The sequence below is a fragment of the Mesorhizobium sp. M1252 genome (assembly GCF_040318265.1).
Classification (GTDB): Bacteria; Pseudomonadota; Alphaproteobacteria; order Rhizobiales; family Rhizobiaceae; genus Mesorhizobium.
In genome coordinates, this window is the sequence record NZ_JAMYLX010000003.1 from 178,267 (window position 1) to 197,002 (window position 18,736).

At 64.2% G+C, this 18,736-nt stretch carries 16 protein-coding genes; 1 reads left to right on the forward strand and 15 read right to left on the reverse strand.

Annotation, left to right across the window (positions count from 1 at the left end):
- Positions 1-37: 37 nt before the first annotated feature.
- The 15 genes from ftsA to mraZ form a co-directional block, all read right to left on the reverse strand.
- Positions 38-1,345, reverse strand: a complete 1,308-nt coding sequence (gene ftsA / locus NKH22_RS07380; RefSeq protein WP_023688034.1) for a cell division protein FtsA — start codon at positions 1,343-1,345, stop codon at positions 38-40.
- A complete protein-coding gene (locus tag NKH22_RS07385) occupies positions 1,342-2,283 on the reverse strand; it encodes a cell division protein FtsQ/DivIB (RefSeq protein WP_023688033.1) in 942 nt (313 codons plus the stop codon). The genes ftsA and NKH22_RS07385 overlap by 4 nt, the downstream gene beginning before the upstream one ends.
- Positions 2,271-3,197 (reverse strand): D-alanine--D-alanine ligase, encoded by a 927-nt coding sequence (locus tag NKH22_RS07390; RefSeq protein WP_023668279.1) that lies wholly within the window; start codon positions 3,195-3,197, stop codon positions 2,271-2,273. The genes NKH22_RS07385 and NKH22_RS07390 overlap by 13 nt, the downstream gene beginning before the upstream one ends.
- Positions 3,198-3,499: 302 nt before the next feature.
- Positions 3,500-4,465, reverse strand: a complete 966-nt coding sequence (gene murB / locus NKH22_RS07395) for a UDP-N-acetylmuramate dehydrogenase (protein ID WP_027050618.1) — start codon at positions 4,463-4,465, stop codon at positions 3,500-3,502.
- The gene (gene murC, locus NKH22_RS07400) at positions 4,462-5,868 is read right to left on the reverse strand and encodes a UDP-N-acetylmuramate--L-alanine ligase (RefSeq protein WP_023668277.1); all 1,407 of its coding nucleotides are present in this window, start codon (positions 5,866-5,868) and stop codon (positions 4,462-4,464) included. Before murC ends, murB begins: the two co-directional genes overlap by 4 nt.
- Positions 5,868-6,992, reverse strand: coding sequence for an undecaprenyldiphospho-muramoylpentapeptide beta-N-acetylglucosaminyltransferase (murG, locus tag NKH22_RS07405; RefSeq protein WP_023668276.1), 1,125 nt, complete (start codon positions 6,990-6,992; stop codon positions 5,868-5,870). Before murG ends, murC begins: the two co-directional genes overlap by 1 nt.
- A 1-nt stretch (position 6,993) precedes the next feature.
- A complete protein-coding gene (ftsW, locus tag NKH22_RS07410; RefSeq protein WP_023668275.1) occupies positions 6,994-8,145 on the reverse strand; it encodes a putative lipid II flippase FtsW in 1,152 nt (383 codons plus the stop codon).
- A complete protein-coding gene (gene murD, locus NKH22_RS07415; RefSeq protein WP_023682137.1) occupies positions 8,145-9,545 on the reverse strand; it encodes a UDP-N-acetylmuramoyl-L-alanine--D-glutamate ligase in 1,401 nt (466 codons plus the stop codon). Before murD ends, ftsW begins: the two co-directional genes overlap by 1 nt.
- 8 nt (positions 9,546-9,553) lie before the next feature.
- Complete coding sequence (mraY, locus tag NKH22_RS07420) at positions 9,554-10,636, reverse strand: phospho-N-acetylmuramoyl-pentapeptide-transferase (RefSeq protein ID WP_023668273.1); 1,083 nt, start codon at positions 10,634-10,636, stop codon at positions 9,554-9,556.
- An 18-nt stretch (positions 10,637-10,654) separates the two neighbouring features.
- Positions 10,655-12,088, reverse strand: a complete 1,434-nt coding sequence (locus NKH22_RS07425) for a UDP-N-acetylmuramoylalanyl-D-glutamyl-2,6-diaminopimelate--D-alanyl-D-alanine ligase (RefSeq protein ID WP_352909268.1) — start codon at positions 12,086-12,088, stop codon at positions 10,655-10,657.
- Entirely contained in the window at positions 12,085-13,539 is a 1,455-nt protein-coding gene (locus NKH22_RS07430; protein ID WP_352909269.1) for a UDP-N-acetylmuramoyl-L-alanyl-D-glutamate--2,6-diaminopimelate ligase, read from the reverse strand. Before NKH22_RS07430 ends, NKH22_RS07425 begins: the two co-directional genes overlap by 4 nt.
- 54 nt (positions 13,540-13,593) lie before the next feature.
- Positions 13,594-15,318, reverse strand: a complete 1,725-nt coding sequence (locus NKH22_RS07435; RefSeq protein WP_023690872.1) for a peptidoglycan D,D-transpeptidase FtsI family protein — start codon at positions 15,316-15,318, stop codon at positions 13,594-13,596.
- A 14-nt stretch (positions 15,319-15,332) separates the two neighbouring features.
- Entirely contained in the window at positions 15,333-15,725 is a 393-nt protein-coding gene (gene ftsL / locus NKH22_RS07440) for a cell division protein FtsL (RefSeq protein WP_023682142.1), read from the reverse strand.
- A gap of 4 nt (positions 15,726-15,729) precedes the next feature.
- Positions 15,730-16,746 carry a 16S rRNA (cytosine(1402)-N(4))-methyltransferase RsmH gene (gene rsmH, locus NKH22_RS07445; RefSeq protein WP_023682143.1) on the reverse strand — a complete coding sequence of 339 codons (1,017 nt, stop codon included), beginning with the start codon at positions 16,744-16,746 and terminating at the stop codon, positions 15,730-15,732.
- A complete protein-coding gene (gene mraZ, locus NKH22_RS07450) occupies positions 16,743-17,216 on the reverse strand; it encodes a division/cell wall cluster transcriptional repressor MraZ (RefSeq protein WP_023815575.1) in 474 nt (157 codons plus the stop codon). Before mraZ ends, rsmH begins: the two co-directional genes overlap by 4 nt.
- A 402-nt stretch (positions 17,217-17,618) precedes the next feature.
- Here mraZ and NKH22_RS07455 point away from each other — a divergent pair, with 402 nt between their 5' ends.
- Positions 17,619-18,734: a cystathionine gamma-lyase gene (locus NKH22_RS07455; protein ID WP_027050624.1), complete on the forward strand. Its 1,116-nt coding sequence runs from the start codon at positions 17,619-17,621 to the stop codon at positions 18,732-18,734.
- The last annotated feature ends 2 nt before the right edge of the window (positions 18,735-18,736 follow it).

The following is an 18,736-nucleotide window of genomic DNA, read 5'->3' on the forward strand; positions in this document are numbered from 1 at the left end:
TCGCCGCCGCGGCCGCCTATGGGGCTGTCCCCGTCAATTAGAAACTGTCTCTCAACCACTGACTCATGCGATGCAGTTTTCCGCCCGTCCCGGTCATCCTGAGACCGGAAATTCCTTTCGCCGGATGGCTCTCGAAGCTCGCCATCTGCGGATAGATCAGCAGCCCGACCGCCGTCGAGAAAGCCGGCCCCTTGGCAGCTTCCGGCAGGCCCGCCACGCCGAGCGGGCGTCCGATGCGCACATTGCGTCCCAGAATGCGGCGCGCCGCCTCGGGGAGACCCGCAAGCTGGCTGGCGCCGCCGGTCAGCACGACGCGTTTTCCCACGGCATTGCCGTAGCCCGACTTGTTCAGCCGGTCGCGCAACAGTTCCAGCGTCTCGTCGATGCGGGCGCGGATGACGCGCGTCATCACCGAGCGCGGGATCTGCAGCGGCATCTCGCCGTCTTCGCCGATCGGCTGGATCGAGACCAGGTCGCGATCGTCGGCACTGCCAGGCAGCGCCGAACCATGCATCACCTTCAGCCGCTCCGCGGCGTCGAGCGAGGTCGACAGGCCCTTGGCCATATCGAGCGTCACATGATTGCCGCCGATGGCAATGGCATCGGCGTGGACGAATTTGCCTTCCGAAAACACCGAGATGGTCGTCGTGCCGCCGCCCATGTCGATGCAGGCCGCACCCATTTCCAGTTCGTCGTCGACCAGGGCCGCAAGCCCGCTGGCATAGGGCGTCGCCACCATGCGCTCGACCGAAAGATGCGAGCGGTTGATGCAGAGCTCCAGATTGCGCAGCGGCGCGGCATCGCCCGTCAGCACATGCATATCGACGCCGAGCTGGTCGCCGACCATGCCGCGCGGATCGCGCACGCCGCGCTCGGCGTCCAGCGAAAAGCCGACGGGCAGCGAATGGATCACGTCGCGTTCGGCCTTGAGCGCCTGCTTGGCGCCGGCGGCAAGCACGCGCTTGATGTCGGCTTCGTCGGCCTGATGGCCACCGAGATTGATGGTGGCCGAATAGGTTTCGCTCTTCAGCCGGCCGGCCGTCATGTTGACGATCAGCGAATCCACGGTCAGTCCCGCCATGCGTTCGGCTGCGTCGACGGACAGGCGAATGGCGTGCTCCGCGCGGTCGAGATCGACGACCACGCCCGACTTCACGCCTTGCGATTTCTGGTGGCCGATGCCGATCACCTGGATGCGGTGCGAGCGGCCGCGCAACAGCTTGCCGTCCTCGCGCGGCTTCAGTTTCGCCACCACGCAGCAAACCTTGCTCGAGCCGACATCCAGCACGGTGAGCGTGCCGGAACGCCGCGAAGAGGCATCGCTGTTGCCGCCAAGCCAGCTCATATCTTCGTCCCCGACTTGCGCTTCAGATTTTGCGGCTTTTCATTGAGCGCGGCCTGGCGCTGCGTCGCCGCTTCCGGCGTCAGCTGCACCACCAGGCGATCGGAGATGCGCATGTCGACGGCGGCGATGTCCCGCGTCAGAAGCCCGTTGTCGTGGTCCATCCGAACCAGATCGGCGATCGCCTGATCCTCGCCATCCTCGGGCAGCTTGATCGTGATGCCGTTTTCCAGCTTAAGATCCCAGCGCCGTTCGCCGATGCGGATATAGCCTTTGACCCGAGCCGCGAGCTCGGGAAATTTGTTGATCTTGGCCACGAAGTCGGGCGCCTTGGCCGGTGCGCCGGTGCCGATGATCAGCGGCAGCAGCGCCTGCTTGCCGCCGGAGAACGGCGCGATCACCGCGCCGGAGCGTTCGATGACCGAAAGCTCCGCGCCCTGCTGCCAGAGCGCGAAGGGCTCGCGCTCCTCGACACGCACTTCCAGCGTATGTGGATAGACCTTGCGCACCGCCGCCACTTCGACCCAGGGCAAGGTATCAATACGTTCACGCGCGGCCTCGGCATCGAAGCCGATCAGTGACGTCCAGCCGTCGAGCTCGAGCCGGTCCAGTATGTCGATCTCCGAAGTCTGGCGGTTGCCGACCACCTTGATCTGGTCGACGGCAAAGCCGGTCCGGGCGGTGATGCTCTGGACGATGTCGTCGGCATGACCGCCGAGAATGGCGCCATAGAGGCTGCTTGATGCAATGAGCGAAGCCGACAGGATGGCCGCGGAAAAGCGCGGCGCGACGAAGTCGCCGCCGCCCAGGCGCGCCAGCACGCGCACCGGCCGGCGCAGCACGCGCGGCAGCACGAAATGGTCGAACGACAACGGCATGCCGAACAGCGCCGGCCCGGCGCCGCCCCTGCCCTTGTCCTGTCCCCATTTCAACGCAGACACGAAGCGTCCTCCACCATCCAACTCAACAATTCGCCAAACGAGTGCCCGGCCTGGGCGGCGATTTCAGGCACCAAAGACGTCGGCGTCATGCCCGGCTGAGTGTTGATCTCGAGCCAGACAATCTCGCCGTTTTCGGAGTGACGGTCGTCATAGCGGAAGTCCGATCGGGAAACGCCCCGGCAGCCGATAGCCAGATGTGCCTTGAGTGCCAGTGTCTGTATTTTTTGGTAAATATTTGATGAAATTTTAGCAGGGATTTCGTGTTTTGATCCGCCGGCGACGTATTTTGAATCATAGTCGTAGAAGGAATGGCCGGTCGGAATGATCTCGCAGACGCCGAGCGCCACGTCGCCCATGACGGCGCAGGTCAGCTCGCGCCCATGGATGTAGCGCTCGACCATGACGGTCTCGCCATATTTCCATTCGGACGAGCCGATGACCTGCGGCGGATGCGACTGCCCTTCATGCACGATGACGACGCCGAAGCTTGAGCCTTCATTGACCGGCTTGACCACGTAGGGCGGCTTCATCGGATGCTTGTTCTGGATGGCAAAGCGGCTGGCAACCTTCGATTCCGCCACCGCGATGCCGGCAGCCTTGGCGACCTTCTTGGCTTGCTCCTTGTTCATGGCGAGCGCCGAGGCGAGCACGCCCGAATGGGTGTAGGGAATGGCCAGATATTCGAGGATGCCCTGGATGGTGCCGTCTTCACCGAACGGGCCGTGCAGTGCGTTGAAGACGACATCGGGCTTGAGTTCGGTGAGCACGGCGCCGACATCGCGCGCAACATCGACGCGGGTAACCTGGTAGCCTTCATTCTCAAGCGCATCCGCACACGCCTTTCCCGAAGACAGAGACACGGGCCGCTCGGACGAGAATCCGCCCAGGAGGACAGCCACATGCTTGTTCTTCATATCCCGTCATCCCTCTCACGGCGGGCCCGCAACCACGCATTCAGCGACCAGATTGAGTCCGAGTCTCCCGGCAGGTTGCCCCCCAGACGGAAAACGCGGTCGACGCGTCGAACGACTCAAATCAGGAAACGCTTTAAGGCAGAGAATCAGAGAGTTGATTCGCTGGCAAGTGCTTATGATTCCGACAGATTCACTTTCCGCGAAAACGGCCGGAAAAAGCGTGTTGTGAGTCTTTGGAGCAACGGTGGCGCTGTTGTTTCAGACCGTTTGAAGTTCAAGCATCACATGAACTTCAGCTTGCGCTAAAGAAGCTGTCCGAGGAATTCCTGCACGGCATGGCCGGGGCGGAAATTGCCGAGCCGCTTGATTTCCCACTGCAGGCGGATGCCTGAATTTTCAAGCACGCGGGCGCGCACCGTCTCGCCGAGATATTCGAGGTCGTATCCGGTCGCTGTTCCGGTGTTGATCATGAAGTTGCAGTGCATCGGCGACATCTGCGCGCCGCCGATCATCAGCCCGCGGCAGCCGGCCTTGTCGATTTCCTTCCAGGCCGAGGTGCCTTCCGGATTCTTGAAGGTCGAGCCGCCGGTCTTCTCGCGGATCGGCTGCACCGTCTCGCGATGCGTCTGGACGGCGTCCATGGCCGCCTTGATCGCCTCCTGGTCTTCCAGAACACCTTCGAAAACGGCGGAGGTGAAGATCAGCCCGGCAGGTGCGGCCGAGTGACGATAGGCATAGCCCATGTCTTCATTGCTGAGGGTGTGGAGATTGCCCTTGCGGTCGAGCGCCCGAACCTCGACGACACGTTCCCGCGTCTCGACGCCATTGGCGCCGGCATTCATCCTCAGCGCCCCGCCGATGGCGCCGGGAATGCCGTGATAGAAATGAAAGCCGCCAATGCCGGCCTCATAAGCGACGGCCGCGACGCGCTTGTCGGGCGTCGCAGCACCGGCCTTGATGACGGTCGGCGAAACCACCTCGGCCTCGCCAAAGCCCTTGGCCGAAAGCCGGATGACGAAACCTGGAATGCCGCCGTCGCGCACCAGGAGGTTGGAGCCGACACCGACGATGGTGAGCGGGATGTCCTCCGGCACGGCGCGCAGGAAGGCAGCCAGATCCTCCTCGTCGGCCGGCTGGAACAGGGCGTCCGCCAGACCGCCGGCGCGGAACCAGGTGATCTTGTCCATCTCGGCATTGGGCGTGATGCGGCCGCGCAGGCCGGCAAGCCGGTCGCCAAGTTTGTCGAGCAGGTCCTGGCCGCGCATCATGAGACGGTACCGCCGAGTTCCCCAGGCAGCGCATAGGCCCATTGGGTGATGTTGCCGGCGCCCAGGAAGATGACGAAGTCGCCCGGTTTCGCCAACGCGCGGATGACGGGCGAAATCGCGGCAGGGGTTTCGACGTAGCGCGCATCGCGATGGCCCCCGGAGCGGATGCGCGACACCAGCGCCTCCGAGGTCACGCCGTCGATCGGCTCCTCGCCCGCCGCATAGACCGGCGCCACCATCACCGTGTCGGCATCGTTGAAACAGACCGAAAATTCGTCGAACAGATCGTGCAGCCGGGTGAAGCGGTGCGGCTGCGCAATGGCGATGACGCGGCCCTTGGTGGCGCTGCGCGCCGCTTTCAACACCGCCGTGATCTCGACCGGGTGGTGGCCGTAATCGTCGAAGATGTCGACGCCGTTCCACGAGCCGGTGTGGGTGAAGCGCCGCTTGACGCCGGCAAAGGACGACAGCCCTTTCTTGATCGCTTCGGCCGACAGGCCGAGTTCATGCGCGACCGCAATTGCGGCGGTGGCGTTGGAGACGTTGTGGCGGCCGGGCATCGGCAGCCGCAGATCCGATATCGTCGTCTGGCCGCCGGTCTTGCGGTCGCGGATCACCACGTCGAATGCCGAGACGGCACCGGCCATGCGGTGGTTGGTGAAACGCACATCGGCCTGCGCGTTCTCGCCATAGGTGATGACGCGGCGGTCCTCGATGCGGCTGACCAGCGCCTGTACTTCCGGATGGTCGGTGCACATCACGCCAAAACCGTAGAACGGCACGTTCTCGACGAATTGCCGGAAGGCCTCGCGCACCTTGTCGAAACTGCCATAATGGTCCAGATGCTCGGGATCGATGTTGGTGACGACGGCGATCTCGGCCGGCAGCTTGAGGAAGGTGCCGTCGCTTTCGTCGGCTTCGACCACCATCCACTCGCCATCGCCCATACGGGCATTGGTGCCATAGGCATTGATGATGCCGCCATTGATCACCGTCGGGTCGAGCCCGCCGGCATCGAGCAGCGTCGCCACCATCGACGTGGTTGTGGTCTTGCCATGCGTGCCACCGATCGCGACCGCCTGGCGGAAGCGCATCAGTTCGGCCAGCATCTCGGCCCGGCGGACAATTGGGAGCAACTTCTCCCGCGCGGCCTTCAGCTCGGGATTGGATTTCTTGATCGCGGTGGAGACGACCACCACTTCGGCCGCGCCGATATTCTCGGCCTTGTGGCCGACAAAGCATTCGATGCCCTTGTCGCGCAGCCGCTGGACATTGGCGCTGTCGGCCTGGTCCGAACCCTGCACCTTGTAGCCGAGATTGTGCAGAACCTCGGCGATGCCGCTCATGCCGATGCCGCCAATGCCGATGAAATGCACAAGGCCGATGGTCTGCGGCATCTTCATCAATGCGTCCCTTTCCTGAAATCCGAAACGGTTTTTCTGGACGCAATAGCCTCTGTGAGATCAGCGAGCAACCGTGCCGCGTTCGGCCGGCCAGCCGACTTCGCTCCGGCAGCCATGGCCGTCAGCCGCTCGGGAGTGTCCATCAGCCCGCCAATGAGAGCCGCGATGCGCTCCGGCGACAGTGACGATTGCGGATGCACCTCGCCGCCGCCCGCCGCGGCAAGGGCGGCTGCGTTCGCCGCCTGATCGTGATCCAGCGCATAGGGATAAGGCACCAGCAGCGCCGGCCGGCCGATGACGGCGATCTCCGAAACCGTCGAGGCGCCGGAGCGCGAGATCACCAGATGCGCCGCGCCCATGCGCTGTGCCATGTCGGTGAAGAAGGGCGAGACCTCGACATGGACGCCGAGTGCCGCATAACCGGCCTTCACCCGCGCCACGTCGTCGGCGCGGGCCTGCTGGGTGATCACCAGCCGCTTGCGCTGCGCCTCCGGCAGAAGTGCGATCGCTGTCGGCATGGCGTCGGAAAAGAACTGCGCGCCCTGGCTGCCGCCGAACACCAGGAGCCTGAACGGATCCGCCCCTTTGGATGCGGTGTAGGGCGTCTTGGCCGCCTCCAGGATTGGCGGCCTGACCGGATTGCCTGTCGTCACCGTCTTGGCGCCTGTGGCACTTTCATCTTGCGGCAGGAAGCCGCCGGCAATCGCATCGACGCGCCCGGACAGCGCCCGGTTGGCGCGGCCCATCACTGCGTTCTGCTCATGGATCAGCGTCGGCAGCTTGCGCCGCGTCGCGGCATAGAGCGGTGGCAAGGTCGGATAACCGCCAAAGCCGACGACCGCATCAGGCTTGATCCTGGCGATGACGGCGGAGGCCTGGCGCACGCCGCGCCAGATCTTCCAGAACGCGCCAAGCAGCGCGACAGGGTTTTTCGAGCCCATCGTCGCCGACTGGATCGGATGGATGGCGGCGGCCGGGAAATGGCCGGCAAAGCGCTCGGCGCGGTCGTCCGTCGCCAGATGCACGCCCCAGCCGCGCTCGATCAGCTCATGCGCCAGCGCCTCGGCCGGAAACAAATGTCCGCCTGTTCCGCCCGCCGCGAGAAGGATGACACCCCGCGCCATATCACTCCGCCGGCAGGGCGCGCTGCGACAGGGCAAAGCCCATCTGCTTGCGCTTTTCCGGTCGCTTGCGCGTCAGCGCCAGCACCATGCCCATCGAGATGGCAATGGCGATCTGCGAGGAGCCGCCATAGGAGATGAAAGGCAGCGTCATGCCCTTGGCCGGCATCAGCTGCAGGTTGACGCACATGTTGATGACCGACTGCAGGCCGAACACGGTGACGAGACCGCCGACGGCGTAGCGGGTGAAATCATCATGTTCCTTCAGCGCCGTGCTGAGGCCGCGCAGCACGATGAAGGCGAAGATCGACATGATGAAGAAGCACATGATCAGCCCGAACTCTTCGCCGGCGACCGAAAAGACGAAGTCGGCATGCGCGTCGGGGATGACGCGCTTGACGGTGCCCTCGCCCGGGCCGACGCCGAACCAGTGGCCGTTGATCAGCGCCTCGCGGCCCATGTCGACCTGGAACGTGTCGCCTTCGCCGGTTAGGAATTTGTCGATGCGGGCGGCGACGTGCGGGAACACCGTATAGGCGGCAAACAGGCCGCCGGCGCCGGTGGCGCCAAGCGCGATGATCCATAGCCATGGCAGGCCGGCCATGAAGAACATGACGCCCCAGGTGCCGGTCACCAGCATGGTCTGGCCGAGATCGGGCTGCGCCACCAGAAGCGAGATGACCAGGATCAGCAGCAGCATGGCAAACAAATTGCCGGGGATGTCGGGCTGGCGCTTGTGTTCGGCGAACAGCCAGGCGCAAACGATGACGAAGGCGGGTTTCAGAAATTCCGACGGCTGGATCGACATGCCGACAAACGACACCCAGCGCCGCGCGCCCTTCACCTCGACGCCGATGTAGAGCACGGCCACCATCAGCACCAGCATGATGCCCAGGATGATCAGCGCCATGCGCCGGATCTGCCGCGATTCCAGGAAGGAGACCGCCAGCATCACGCCGAGCGCCGGCACGGTGAAGATGATCTGCCTGGTGGCAAAGTGGAAACTGTCGAGGCCGATGCGTTCGGCCACCGCCGGGCTTGCCGCAAAGGACAAGACGATGCCAAGCCCCATCAGCGACAGGAACGCCGCCAGGAACCAGCGATCGATCGTCCACCACCAGGTTGCAACCGGGCTTTTGTCGAGACGGCTTTGCATTATCGTGCCCCTCCGATGGGTTTGACACCCTCGATAGCATTCGCAGCTTGCCTGAAGGCTTCGCCGCGAACTTCGAAATTCTTGAACTGGTCGAAACTGGCGCAGGCCGGCGACAGCAGTACCACCACCTCGCCGTTGTCATCCTTGGCCGAGTCTTTCGCGGCATGGTCGACCGCGGCGGCCAGGGTGCCCGAGATTTCATAGGGCACGGCTTCGCCGAGCGTCGCCGAGAATGCGGGCGCCGCCTCGCCGATCAGATAGGCCTTGGCGACGCGCGGGAAGAAACCGCGCAGCGGCTCGATGCCGCCTTCCTTGGGCAGTCCGCCGGCGATCCAGTAAATGCGCGAAAAACTCGACAGCGCCGGTGCCGCCGCATCGGCATTGGTCGCCTTGGAATCGTTGACGAACAGCACATGATCCTTGCGGCCGACCTGCTCCATGCGATGCGCGAGGCCGGGGAAGCTTTCCAGTCCCGCCTGGATTTCGCCCAGGCTCAAGCCGACCTTGAGGCAAGCTGCGACGGCGGCAAGCGCGTTCTGCGCATTGTGCTGGCCGCGCAACGAACCGATGCCTTCGAGGAAGGCGACGCGGCTGTAGCGGCCATGCACGGCTTCCATCAGATCAGAGCCGTCGGCGAAATAGCCGTCGGTCAGCGGCAGCCGCTTGGAGATGCGGATCACCTCCCGGCCCGCCCTCTCCAGCCGGTCAGCGATCTGCGCGCACCAGGAATCGTCAACGCCGACGATCGCCGTCTCGCTGCCGGCAACCAGCCGCTCCTTGATCGAAGCGTAATGCTGCATGGTGCCGTGGCGGTCGAGATGGTCGGGCGTCAGGTTGAGCAGGATGCCGGCCGTCGGGTTGATCGAGGGCGCGAGATCGATCTGGTAGGACGAACACTCGACGACATAGTCCCGGTCAGCCTGCGGTGGATCGAGCGTCATGATTGCCCGGCCGATATTGCCGCCCATCTGCGTGTCGCGCCCTGCCGATTTGAGGATATGCGCGGTCAGCGCCGTGGTCGTCGACTTGCCGTTGGTGCCGGTGATAGCGATGAACGGCGCATCAGGCGCGCGCGCAATCCGCTCGCGGCAGAACAATTCGATATCGCCGATCACCTCGACGCCGGAGCCACGCGCCAACTCCACCGTCCAGTGCGGCTTGGGATGCGTCAGCGGCACGCCGGGTGAGAGCACGAAGGCCGAGAATTTCGACCAGTCGGCGCCGCGCAGATCGGCGGTCGCAATGCCTTGGTCAGCAGCCTTGGCGACGCTATCGGGATTGTCGTCCCAGGCGAGCACGTCGGCGCCGCCCTCGATCAGCGCGCGCGCCGTGGCGATCCCCGAGCCACCGAGCCCGAAGAGCGAAACGCGTTTGCCCGAAAAGGATGCGGCGGGGATCAAGCGGGTTCCTATCTCAGCTTGAGGGTCGACAGGCCGACCAGCGCCAGGATGACGGCGATGATCCAGAAGCGGATCACCACCTGGCTTTCGGTCCAGCCGAGCTTTTCGAAATGATGATGGATCGGCGCCATCAGGAACACGCGCTTGCCGGTCATCTTGAAGTAGCCGACCTGGATGATGACCGACAGGATTTCCACGACAAACAATCCACCGACGATGACCAGCACGATCTCGTGTTTGGTGGCGACGGCGACCGTACCGATCAGGCCGCCCATGGCCAGCGAACCGGTGTCGCCCATGAAGATCGCCGCCGGCGGCGCGTTGAACCAGAGGAAGCCGAGGCCGGCGCCGATGACGGCGCCGAGCACGACGGCCAGTTCGCCGGTGCCGGGCACGAAATGGATCTGCAGGTATTCGGCGAACACCGCGTTGCCGGAGAGGTAGGCGATGACGCCAAAGGATGCCGCCGCGATCATGATCGGCACGATCGCCAGCCCGTCGAGGCCATCGGTCAAATTCACCGCATTGCCGGCGCCGACAATGACGAAGCAGGAGAACGGCACGAAGAACCAGCCGAGATTGATGATGAATTCCTTGGCGAAGGGGAAAGTCAGCGACGATGAGAACGGCGCCTGGCCATTATGCATGATCGCCCAGGCGGCGATGCCGGCGATGACGAATTCCAACGCCAGCCGCGCCTTGCCGGAAAAGCCGAGATGCGACTGCTTGGTTACCTTGAGATAGTCGTCGTAAAAGCCGATCGAACCGAAGCCCAGCGTCACCAAGAGCACCACCCAGACATAGATCGAGGAGAGGTTCGCCCATAGAAGCGACGAGCCGACGATGCCGCACAGGATCATCAGCCCGCCCATGGTCGGCGTGCCGGCCTTCTTGAAATGCGTCTGCGGGCCATCGGCACGGATCGGCTGGCCCTTGCCTTGCCGCAGCCTCAGCGAATTGATGATGGTCGGCCCGAAGATGAAGACGATCAACGCCGAGGTGATCAGCGCACCGCCGGTGCGGAAGGTAATGTAGCGGAAGACATTGAAGACCGAGACCTTGTCCGCAAAATCGACGAGCAATGTAAACATGCGATTCCGTCCCCCGGACTAGTTCTGTTTCGTGCCTGCGGCTTCCGCCGGATATTTGCCGAGCAAGGCCTCGACCAGCTTTGAAAAGCCGATGCCTTTCGACGATTTGATCATCACAACGTCGCCGGCCTTCAGCGTCGACAACAACAGCGGCTTCAATTCCTCGGCGCCGGCGCGGTATTCCGTTTTGATCTCGTCGGGCAGGATGTCTGCCAGCGCCCGCATTTCCGGACCGCCGAGAAAGACCGTGTTTGTGCCGGTGCCGACGATCAACTCGGCAAGGGCTGCATGGAGCTTGGCCGAATGGTCGCCGAGCTCGAGCATGTCGCCGAGCACGGCGATGCGCCGGCCCTCGCCCGTGACAGGCGTCGCGTTGAGCAGCGCCATGGCAGCAGCCATCGAGGCCGGATTGGCGTTGTAGCTCTCGTCGATCAGTGTGATCGGTCCCTTGGGGTGGCGAAGCATATGGCGCTTCCCACGGCCACGCTCGGCCGACAGATCGGCCAGTGCCAAGGCCACCTTGCCGATGTCGGCTTCAACGAGATGCGCCGCGCCAAGAACGGCGAGCACATTCTGCACCATGTGGCGGCCAGGCGCGCCGAGCCGGGCAACGACATCCTGACCGCCGATCCTGGCGGTGATATCGGAATGATCGGCATGCAGCTCGCATTTGGTCAGCTTGTAGGTCGACCGTGCATTCTCGCCGAAGCCAAAGACATGTTCGACGCCGGCGGCCCGCGCCATCTTGTCGAGCAGCTTCCAGCGCGCATCGTCGCGGTTGAGCAAGGCCGCACCGCCGGGCTCGATGCCTTCAAAAATCTCGGCCTTGGCCTTGGCGATCTCGTCGAGATTTCTAAAGAAGCCGAGATGCGCGGCGGCGATCATCGTGACGATGGCCACATGTGGCCGGACCATCTTGACCAACGGCCGGATCTCGCCGGGATGGTTCATGCCGATCTCGAACACCGCATAGTCGCAATCGCCGGGCATGCGCGCCAGCGTCAGCGGCACGCCCCAATGATTGTTGAAGGACTGCGCCGAAGCATGCACCGTGCCGACGGCCGACAGCACATGACGCAGCGCCTCCTTGGTGGTGGTCTTGCCGGCCGATCCGGTCACCGCGATGATTTTTGCGCTGGAACGGGCGCGGGCGGCAACACCGAGTTTCTCCAGTGCTGCCAGCACATCCTGCACGACGATCATCGGCGCCGTCAGCCGCCCAAGCGACGGCAATTTGCCCTCGGCGACGACCAGAACGCCGGCGCCGGCCTTGATCGCCGCGGTCGCGAAGTCATGGCCGTCCATCGCCTCGCCCTTGATGGCGAAGAAGGCGTCGCCCGGCTGCAGGCTGCGGCTGTCGATCGAGATCCCCGAAATTCCCTCCGGCATCGGCCCGAGCGGCCGACCGCCCATGGCGTCGACCAGCGCCTCGGAAGTCCAGAGCACGCTCATGCGGCCCGCTCCCGCAGCGCCGACCGGACTTCTTCGTGGTCGGAGAACGGAAAAGTCTCGGCGCCGATGGTCTGGCCCTCTTCATGGCCCTTGCCGGCAACGATCAGCGTATCGCCCGCTTTCAGCATGGCGACCGCTTCGTGGATCGCCTTGCGGCGGTCGCCGATTTCAATGGCGCCGGGCGCGGCCGCCAGGATCGCGGCACGGATCGTTTCCGGCACTTCCGAGCGCGGATTGTCGTCGGTGACGATGACGACATCGGCGAGCCGCGTGGCGATCTCGCCCATGATCGGCCGCTTGCCCCGGTCGCGGTCGCCGCCGCAGCCGAACACGACGATGACGCGCCCGGTGGTGAATGGGCGCACGGCGGCCAGTACATTTTCCAGCGCATCCGGCTTGTGGGCATAGTCGACATAGACGGGCGCGCCATTGGCGGTGGCGCCGACAAGGTCGAGCCGTCCCGGTGCCCCCTGAAGTTTCTCCAACGCCATCAAAGCTTTGGCGACCGGCGTTCCGGTGGAAATGGCCAGCCCGGCCGAAACCAGGGCATTGGCGATCTGGAAGTCGCCGGCGAGCGGCAGGTCGATCTCGTAGAGCACGCCGTCAGCTTCGACCTCGGCGCGCTGGCGGTGGCGCTCGTGCTCGACCCGCTTCAGGCGCAGGAAATCGCCATGGCGGCCGACAGTCAGCACATTGAGCCCCGCGGCCTGCGCAGCCTGGATGGTCGGCGCCGACCACGGATCGTCGGCAAAGATGACCGCCGGCGCGCCTTTCGGCAGCAGCGTGTCGAACAGGCGCAATTTGGCGCGATGGTAGTCCTCGACCGTCGGATGATAGTCCATATGGTCGCGGCCGAGATTGGTGAAACCGCCCGCGGCGAGCTTGACGCCATCGAGACGGCGCTGGTCGAGACCATGGCTGGAAGCCTCCATCGAGGCGTGTGTGACGCCGGCCTCCGCCAATTCCTTGAGCAACTGGTGCAAAGCCACCGGATCGGGCGTGGTCAGCGAACCGTAATCGTTGCGGCCCGGCGCCACCACGCCGGTGGTGCCAATGGACGCGGCGGCAAAGCCGGCCTGCTCCCAGATCTGCCTGGTGAAGGCGGCGACCGAGGTCTTGCCTGCGGTGCCGGTAACCGCGACCATGGTCTCCGGCTGGCTGCCGAAGAAACGTGCCGCGCTCAGCGCCAGCGCCAAGCGTGGGTCGTCGACGCTGAGCACCGGGACGGACAGGCCGGAAACGGCGCTGGCGTTGCCAACGACAACCGCCGCTGCGCCGCGCTTTGCCGCATCGGCGGCATAGGCCGAACCATCCGCCTTGCTGCCGGCGAGCGCGAAAAAGACCACGCCGGTCTTGACCGTGCGGGAATCCGACGAAATCCCGGTTACCTCCACATCGCGGGAAGATGTTCCCTCGACAGGCAGGATACCGGCTAAATCTCTCAGGTGCATCGAACCCCGTTTATCTCAACAAAATGGCGCGCAGTTGCCGGCGCGCCCTAAGAATCACTGATAGGAAACCAGCGTTGCGCCATTTTCATGGCTGAAATCTGGCTTCACGCCAAGCATGGCGGCTGCCCGCCTGATGATGTTTCCGGCCATGACACCCGCATTGTTGGCGGCAACGTCGGTCATTCCTGGCTTTTCCGGGTGCGGAGCGTCAGCGATCGTAAACACCAGATATTGCGGATCGTCCATCGGGAAGGCGGCGACGAAGGTGTTGAAATTCAGTTCCTTCGAGTAGCGGCCATTGATGACCTTCTCGGCGGTTCCGGTCTTGCCGCCAACGCGGTAGCCGGGGGCCCTGGCGTTTCTGGCCGAGCCCTTCTCGGCATTGAGCGTATAGAGGTAGCGCATGCCCTCCACAGTCTTTTCGCTGACCACTCTCTTGGCCGCCGCCATGGCATCCTGCTCGCTGCGGACCAGGAAAGTCGGCGGGATCAAATAGCCCTGCATCAGCGCCGCGCAGCCGACGGCCGCCTGCAGCGGCGTCGTCGACACGCCATGGCCGAAGGCGATGGTGAAGGAGTTGACCTGCTTCCAGACCTTCGGTTCGGTCGGGCGCGCGACCTCAGGCAGTTCGGTCTGCATCCTGTCCAGAAGGCCAAGGCGATGCAGGAATTCGCGGTGCCCCTCGATGCCGACCATTTCGGCCTCACGCGCCGATCCGATATTGGAGGAGTAAAGGAACACCTCCGGCAATGACAGCACGCGGTTCTTGCCGTGGAAATCGTGGATGGCCTGATGGCCGACCCGGATTGGGTGCGAGGCGTCGAAACGGCTGTTCATATTCGCCTTGCCGGAATCGAGTGCCATGGCCGAGGTGAAGCTCTTGAAGGTCGATCCCATCTCGTAGAGGCCGGCCGACATGCGGTTCAGCCGATCCTTGTCCTGCGCATTGAAGGGATTGTTCGGATCGAAATCCGGCACCGAGGCCATCGCCACCACTTCGCCGGTCTTGATGTTGAGCACGACTGCGCCGGCGCCCATGGCGCGATAGCGCTCGAGGCCGGCGGCAATCTCGTCGCGCACCACATGCTGGACGCGCAGGTCGATCGACAGCTGAACCGGCTTCAGATCCTTGGCGATCGCCAAGCCTGAGGCCTGCAGGTCGCTCAGGCCCTGCTCGTCAATGTACTTCTCCATGCCGGAGATGCCCTGATTGTCGATGTTGGTGAGGCCGACAATGTAGGACGAGGTCACGCCGGCAGGATAGAAGCGGCGCTTTTCGGTGCGAAAGCCGATGCCGGGAATGCCGAGCTGCATGATGTCGGCCTGCTGCTTGGGTGTCAGCTGCCGCTGCAGCCAGACGAAGCCGGCGCCGCTCTTCAGCTTGTGATAGGTCTGCTCGGGGTCGATATCTGGCAGAATGGTCGACAGCTTTTCGATCGCCTCGTCGGCATCGACGATGCGGCGCGGCTCGGCAAACAGCGATGCCGTCTTGATGTCGGTCGCCAGCACCTCGCCGTTGCGGTCGACGATGTCGGGACGCGACGCCGTCACCCGGCTTTGCGGCCCATTCGACATGTCGGGGGACTGGAAACCGAGATAGACCAGCCGCCCGGCGATGGTCGAATAGATGCCGAAGAACACCGCCATCGTCATCACGATGCGGGTCTTGGCCTTGCCGCCGGTCGCCTTGCGCGCGCCTTCGACCACGATGGAGCCGTCCTCGCCGGTCCGTGCGCGGCGCTTCAGCAATTTGCCGACCGACGGAAGTTTGGCGCGCATTGGAAATCCAGCGATCATTGGACGATGGCTCCGGTGACCACGGGATCCTTGTCGGCTGGTCCTTTGCCGGAATTGTCGGCCATGCCGCCAAGCCGTTGCGACGACAGGTCCTCGATGTTGAGCGGTTTTGCCGGCAGGTCGTCGAGCCCGACGATCTGCCGCGCATTGACCGGCTCGAGTGCGAGCTGCGATTTGTAGATTTCAGCCAGCTTCTGCAGGCGCGACGGCTGGGTCAGCAGGCTCCAGTCGGCCTTGAGCAGGTCGATCGTGTCCTCCTCATAGCGGATCTGCGCCTCGATCTTCTGCACCGAAGCCAGCTGTTCCTCGGCCTCGCGCTTGGCCTTGTAGGTCAGGGCCGCGGCCGAGACCATGACGGCGATCAGGACTATGTCGCTGGTTCGAAACACGTATTCACCTCTCTCGCGGCGCCTGGATGCCGGGAAGCTTTGGAAGGCCGAAAATGGTGAGATCACCGGCGCGCGCCGGCGCCTCGGTGCGGATGGCGGTACGCAGCCTGGCCGAGCGCGCCCGCGGATTGGCAGCGACCTCGGCATCGCCTGCCGTCACGCCGCCACCAGCCTTGCGGAAGGTCGCAGTGCGCGCGTGCGCCTCGGGCAAATGACGTGAGCCGGTGGCGACGTCGGCGCGGTCGGCGATGAACCGCTTGACGATGCGGTCTTCCAGCGAATGGAACGTCACCACGGCAAGCCGCCCGCCGGGCTTCAATACCCGCTCGGATGCCATTAGGGCTTTGGCCAATTCGCCCAGCTCGTCATTGACGAAAATGCGCAGCGCCTGGAAGACGCGGGTGGCCGGATGAATCTTGTCCTTCGGCGCGCGGCCGATATGCGTCTCGATGGCGTCGGCGAGATCGAGCGTGCGCTCGAACGGACGTTTTTCGCGGCGTGACTCGATCATGCGGGCAATGCGGCCGGCATTCCGCTCTTCGCCGAGGAAGCCGAAGATGCGGGCAAGGTCGCCTATCTTGAACGAATTGACGACGTCGGCAGCACTCAAGCCCGCCTGCGCCATGCGCATGTCGAGCGGCCCGTCGGTGCGGAACGAAAAGCCGCGCTCGGGCTGGTCGACCTGCATGGAGGAAATGCCGATGTCGAGGACAACGCCGTCGGCGCTTTCGACCTGCTCGTCCAGCGTCGAAAATGGCGCCTGCACCAGCCTTAGCCTGCCGCCGGATTGCTGTTCCAGGCCGCGCCCGGCGGCAATCGCATCGGGATCGCGATCGATCGCCACCACCGAGGCGCCGCTCGCCAAGATCGCCTTGGTGTAGCCGCCGGCGCCAAACGTGCCGTCGACGATCACATCGCCGGCTTTGGGTGAGAGCGCCTCCAGCACTTCGGCGAGGAGGACCGCAATGTGGCGGACCGGTCCGCCAACGGCGCTGAGATCATCGCCGTGATCCGCCATCATTCCGGCCGTTCCCCAGCCTTGGCCTCGTGAGCCTTCGTCCCCTGCCGAAGCTGCAAAAGCCGAGCGCGCGCCTGCGCCCCATAGGCGGCCAGCCGTCCAGGCTCCCAAACTTGAAAGAAATTGCCACGGCCGACAAAGGCCACTTCGCTCGTGATGCCCGTATGCTCGCGGATGAAATCGCTCATCGTGATGCGGCCATCCTGATCGAGCTTCAGGAACGTCCCGTCGCCATGGCAGAAGAACGACATATCGTCCGCCGTCTGCAAAAAAGGGTCTTCCACCGCGATGCGCTGCTCGTAGCGGTCGAGCAGATCGAGCCCGCCGACATCCATCGCAGGCACGTCCAGGCCGCGCAGCGCATAGAGTTCCGAATAGCCGCGCTTCTGCACGACCGCGCGGAAATGCGCCGGAACGGAGACCCGCCCCTTCGCATCGATCCTGTTCACCGCGCTTGACAGAAACCGGTCCATGACACGCTGCAGCCGCTTCCGCCGCCGCACCCCTCTCCATGTTTTCGTCCGCGCCGAAGCGCGTCCCCTGCCGAAAATCCGCTTCGATCCCAGCGGCAAAACCCCGCAAACGCACAGCCGCCGCGGCTGCCCGATTGGCGTACGCTTTACCCTGACGCGGAACGAAGGCTTTGGTATCGAAATGGGATATCATGGGGCACTATGGGCGTCAACGGGAACAGGCTTCACAAACGCGCGCGCCACAACCGGTGAGAGCAGCTCTGACAACACTCCCGTCTTTATCTCCCATTAAGCCTAACGAACCGTTTAGAGCGGGCTGGCCCAAGCGGAAGCGGCTTGCCGCGCATCACTGCCGCGAATAGCGTCGTCAGTCTTTTCGCTGAGCAACAAGGTCAGAAATCCATGTCCGAAACAGCAAGGTCCCGCGCGGCCTCCCTTGCCCATCTGCGGCGCGACGGACTTGCCAAAGGCGACCCCATCCCATTGCCGCTGACCATGGCCGCTATTTTCCACAACCCGGGCGACGGCGCCGGCTACAGCCAGTACGGCCGCTACAGCAACGCCACCTGGGATGCAGTCGAGCACATGCTGGCGCATCTCGAAGACGCGCCATGCGTCGGCTTCCCATCCGGAATGGCGGCAATCTCGGCGGTGTTTTTCGGCCTGTTGAAATCCGGCGACCGCGTGCTTTTGCCTTCGGACGGCTACCATGCCACACGCGCGCTGGCCGAACGCTTCCTCAAGCCCTTCGGCGTCGCCTATGATCTGCGGCCGACAGCTACATTCCTCGATGGCGGCTTCGGCGGCTACCGCCTTGTCTACGTTGAAACCCCGTCAAATCCGCGATTGGACATTTGCGACATCACAGCCGTCACCGAGGCCGCGCACCAAGCGGGCGCGATCGTCGTCGTCGACAACACCACGATGACGCCGTTCGGCCAGCGCCCGCTCGATCTCGGCGCCGACATTGTCGTTGCTGCCGACACCAAGGCGGCCAATGGGCATTCCGACGTGCTGTTCGGCCATGTCGCCAGCCGCAATCCAGACATCATCGCGGACGTCACCGGCTGGCGCGAGACCGCGGGCGGCATTCCCGGCCCGTTCGAGGCTTGGCTGGTGCATCGCGGCCTGGAGACGCTGGAGGTACGCTTCGACCGCATGTGTTCTTCTGCCGAGGTGATCGCGAAGCGCCTGAAAAACCATCGCGCCGTTAGCGGCTTGCGCTACCCCGGGCTGGAGGGCGACCCGTCGCACAACCTCGCCCGGGCGCAGATGGAGCGCTTCGGCTTCCTCGTGTCCTTCGAACTCGCTTCCCAGGAGAAGGCCGAGGATTTCATCAACAACTGCACGCTGATGCAGGCGGCAACGTCGTTCGGGGGTGTCCACACCTCCGCCGAGCGGCGGGCCAAGCGAGGAGATTCGGTTCCGCCCGGCTTCGTGCGCCTGTCGGTGGGCTGCGAGCCGGTGGAAGAACTCTGGCAGGCGATCGAGGCATCGCTGGACAAGATCGGCATCTGAGC

What these genes read in the sequence shown, in the direction of transcription:
- mraY (WP_023668273.1), bottom strand. Translation starts at nt 10,636, where the DNA reads ATGTTTACATTGCTCGTCGATTTTGCGGACAAGGTCTCGGTCTTCAAT.
- murG (WP_023668276.1), bottom strand. Translation starts at nt 6,992, where the DNA reads ATGGCGCGGGGTGTCATCCTTCTCGCGGCGGGCGGAACAGGCGGACAT.
- NKH22_RS07430 (WP_352909269.1), bottom strand. Translation starts at nt 13,539, where the DNA reads ATGCACCTGAGAGATTTAGCCGGTATCCTGCCTGTCGAGGGAACATCT.
- mraZ (WP_023815575.1), bottom strand. Translation starts at nt 17,216, where the DNA reads ATGGACCGGTTTCTGTCAAGCGCGGTGAACAGGATCGATGCGAAGGGG.
- NKH22_RS07435 (WP_023690872.1), bottom strand. Translation starts at nt 15,318, where the DNA reads ATGCGCGCCAAACTTCCGTCGGTCGGCAAATTGCTGAAGCGCCGCGCA.
- NKH22_RS07455 (WP_027050624.1), top strand. Translation starts at nt 17,619, where the DNA reads ATGTCCGAAACAGCAAGGTCCCGCGCGGCCTCCCTTGCCCATCTGCGG.
- rsmH (WP_023682143.1), bottom strand. Translation starts at nt 16,746, where the DNA reads ATGATGGCGGATCACGGCGATGATCTCAGCGCCGTTGGCGGACCGGTC.
- ftsW (WP_023668275.1), bottom strand. Translation starts at nt 8,145, where the DNA reads ATGCAAAGCCGTCTCGACAAAAGCCCGGTTGCAACCTGGTGGTGGACG.
- NKH22_RS07390 (WP_023668279.1), bottom strand. Translation starts at nt 3,197, where the DNA reads ATGAAGAACAAGCATGTGGCTGTCCTCCTGGGCGGATTCTCGTCCGAG.
- murC (WP_023668277.1), bottom strand. Translation starts at nt 5,868, where the DNA reads ATGAAGATGCCGCAGACCATCGGCCTTGTGCATTTCATCGGCATTGGC.
- NKH22_RS07425 (WP_352909268.1), bottom strand. Translation starts at nt 12,088, where the DNA reads ATGAGCGTGCTCTGGACTTCCGAGGCGCTGGTCGACGCCATGGGCGGT.
- murB (WP_027050618.1), bottom strand. Translation starts at nt 4,465, where the DNA reads ATGATGCGCGGCCAGGACCTGCTCGACAAACTTGGCGACCGGCTTGCC.
- ftsA (WP_023688034.1), bottom strand. Translation starts at nt 1,345, where the DNA reads ATGAGCTGGCTTGGCGGCAACAGCGATGCCTCTTCGCGGCGTTCCGGC.